Genomic DNA, 1309 nt, shown 5'->3' on the forward strand with positions numbered 1-1309 from the left:
CGCCGCTGCCGCCCGTCCCGCCGCCGCCGCCGCTCGCCGGCCGGCTGTTCCGGGGGCCGGCGCGGCGCACCGCCGTCTTCGACCGGGAGATCTGGCGCCCGGAGCCTCGCTCGTCGCGGGTGCCGCGGGACGTGGGGGACGCGCTGCTGCGCGCCGTCGAGCGGTACCGCACGGGTTCGATCTCGACGTCGGGGCTGGTGCGCGCGATCGCGGAGACGCACGCGGCCTGAGCGCGGCGAGGATTTTCACCCGGCGGCTCCGGCTGGATTTCACATCGCTGTAAATCGGGCCCTGGACACGGTCGTTCGCCCGTGCCGGACCTTGCCGTCCCGTTGCGCAACGCAGCAGCATTCGTTGCACGACCGCGTAGGGGTGCGCGGCCCGACGGGACGGACGAACCATGCGACGGCACGCGAGCGCGCTCCTCGGCGTGGTGGCCGCGAGCCTGCTGCTCGGCGGGTGCGGTGCCGAGGCCCGTGCGCTGGACGTCGCCGTGCCGGAGCGGTACGCCACGGTCGAGCAGCTGGTGGCCGACGCCGACGCCGTGGCCCTCGTGCAGGCCGACCGCGCGGAGGTGGAGGTCGTCGACCGGGTGCCGTACACCCGCACGGAGGTGCGGCTGCGCAAGGTCCTGCTGGGCGAGATCGACGACGAGGACGTCACGGTCTCGCAGATGGGCTCCCTGGCCCGGCCGCCTGCCTCCGGGATGCCCGCCGTGCTGCGCAGCGGCCAGGAGTACGTCGTGGTGCTGCACCGCACGGGGCCCGCCGAGTTCGAGGTGGTGGGCCCGGGGGTGTGGAAGGCCGACACGCTGGGCGCGAGCCTCACGCTGCACGCCGTCATGGCGCGCTGCGTGCCGGCCGCCATCCCGCACGAGACCACCCCCTGGGACCTGGAGGTCGAGCTGGGCAGGGTGGGCGACGTGCTCGGCACCAGCGTCGTCGGCCGTGCGTGACGGCCCGGCCGTGAACGGCGGTCAGGAGCGGCGTCTGCGCGACACTGGGCGCATGACGCGCAGCCTCGTCCTCACCGCCGACGACGCGGGTACCGACCCCGACGCCGACCGCGAGATCGCCGCCCTGCTGGCGGGCTCGCCGCTGACGGCCGTCGGGGTGATCGCCGTGCCGGACCGGGACGGCGGGTCGGACCTGCCCGGCGTCGAGCGGATCGCCGGGCTGCTCGCCCGGACGGCGCCCGGTGTCGCACCCGGCGTGCACGTCGCGCTTCCCGAGCCCGAGCCCGCCGGCGGCCTCGACGACGTCGCCGACCGGATCACGGCGCAGGCGGACGCCGTCGCGCACGCCGCCGC

General features: G+C 76.3%; 3 protein-coding genes. All 3 read left to right on the top strand.

Annotated elements, in window-relative coordinates; translation table 11 throughout:
• Positions 1 to 230: hypothetical protein (locus tag HLB15_RS23625; protein WP_171109209.1), on the top strand; the 230-nt coding region annotated here is incomplete at its 5' end.
• A gap of 170 nt (positions 231 to 400) precedes the next feature.
• Positions 401 to 955: a hypothetical protein gene (locus tag HLB15_RS23630; protein ID WP_171109211.1), complete on the top strand. Its 555-nt coding sequence runs from the start codon at positions 401 to 403 to the stop codon at positions 953 to 955.
• A gap of 52 nt (positions 956 to 1007) precedes the next feature.
• A partial coding sequence (locus HLB15_RS23635; protein ID WP_171109213.1) for a hypothetical protein occupies positions 1008 to 1309 on the top strand: 302 nt, incomplete at its 3' end.

Source organism: Promicromonospora citrea, from assembly GCF_013004695.1.
Classification (GTDB): Bacteria; Actinomycetota; Actinomycetes; order Actinomycetales; family Cellulomonadaceae; genus Promicromonospora; species Promicromonospora citrea.

What these genes read in the sequence shown, in the direction of transcription:
- HLB15_RS23630 (WP_171109211.1), top strand. Translation starts at nt 401, where the DNA reads ATGCGACGGCACGCGAGCGCGCTCCTCGGCGTGGTGGCCGCGAGCCTG.